The organism is Methylobacterium sp. P3_A11 (assembly GCF_056403155.1).
On the sequence record NZ_JBFUGA010000235.1, the window covers coordinates 1 to 1,532 of the forward strand.

At 77.0% G+C, this 1,532-nt stretch carries 1 protein-coding gene; it reads left to right on the forward strand.

Annotated elements, in window-relative coordinates:
* Positions 1–18: 18 nt before the first annotated feature.
* The coding region (locus tag AC1DXK_RS30980; protein ID WP_477299707.1) for an amino acid adenylation domain-containing protein at positions 19–1,532 on the forward strand (1,514 nt) is incomplete at its 3' end.

The following is a 1,532-nucleotide window of genomic DNA, read 5'->3' on the forward strand; positions in this document are numbered from 1 at the left end:
GCACCGGAGCGGCCGGCCGTGCTGTTCGACGGCGCGACGCTCACCCGGGGCGATCTCGACACCCGGGCCGCCGCCCTGGCGGCCGGGCTCGCGGCGCGCGGCATCGGGCGCGGGCAGCGCGTCGCGGTGGCGATGGAGCGGTCCCCCGGCCTGATCGTGGCGCTGCTCGGGGTGCTGCGCGCAGGGGCGGCCTTCCTGCCCCTCGATCCCGCCTACCCGGCCGCCCGGGTCCGGATGATGCTGGCGGATGCCGGGATCGCGCTCTGCCTCACCACCCCCGGGATCGCCGCACACCTGGACCTGCCGCCGGAGATCGCGCGGCTCGATCCGACCGCGCTGGAGGCCGCCCCGGTGACCGCCGCCCCCGCCCTGCCGGAGCCGGCCGATCCCGCCTACCTGATCTACACGTCGGGCTCGACCGGGACGCCGAAGGGCGTGCTCGTGGAGCACGGGCCGCTCGCCATGCACTGCCGCACCACGGCCGACGCCTACGCGATGGACGCGGAGTCCCGCGAACTCCACGTCCTGTCCTTCGCGTTCGACGGTGCCCACGAGCGCTGGATGACGCCGCTGGTGGCCGGCGGCTGCGTCGTGCTGCGCGGCCCCGACCTCTGGACCGCCGCCGAGACTCTGGCGCAGATCCGCCGCTACCGGGTGACCCATGCGGGCTTCCCCACGAGCTTCATCGGCCAGCTCGCCGACTGGGCCGAACGCCTGGGCGAGGCCCCCCCGGTGCAGGTCTACTCCTTCGGCGGGGAGGGGATGCCCCGGGAGACCTTCGCGCGGCTCGGCCCCGCCCTGAAGCCCCGGCTGCTGATCAACGGCTACGGCCCGACCGAATGCGTGATCTCGCCGCTGATCTGGGCGGTGCCGGCGGACGCGACCTTCGCGGAGCCCTACGCGCCGATCGGCGGCCCGGTCGGGGCGCGGGCGGCCTACGTGCTCGGGGGCGATCTCGAACCCGTGGGGGAGGGGGAGACCGGCGAACTCTACATCGGCGGCGGCCTCGCCCGCGGCTACTGGCGGCGCCCGGTGCTCACCGCCGAGCGGTTCCTGCCCGACCCCTTCGCCCCCGGCGGCGGCCGGATGTACCGCACCGGCGACCGGGTGCGGCGGCGGCCCGACGGCAGCCTCGCCTTCGCGGGGCGGACGGACGATCAGGTCAAGATCCGCGGCCACCGGGTCGAGATCGGCGAGGTCGAGGCGGCCCTGCGTGGCCTGCCCGGAGTCGCGGAGGCCGTGGTCCTGCGACGGGATGGGCCAGCCGGCCCCTATCTCGCGGGCTACGTGGTGCCGTCACGCGGACGCCGCCCGGAGCCCGGCCGCCTGCGCGCCGGCCTCGCCCGCACCCTGCCGGAGCCGATGGTGCCGACGCGCCTGACCCTCCTCGACCGGCTGCCGGTGACCGCCAACGGCAAGCTCGACCGCACCGCCCTGCCGGACCCCGCCGCCGACGACCGCCGCGGGCGCCCCCCCGGCACCGCCACGGAGCGGCGGCTCGCCGGGATCTGGTCCGAGGTCCTGGGCTACCC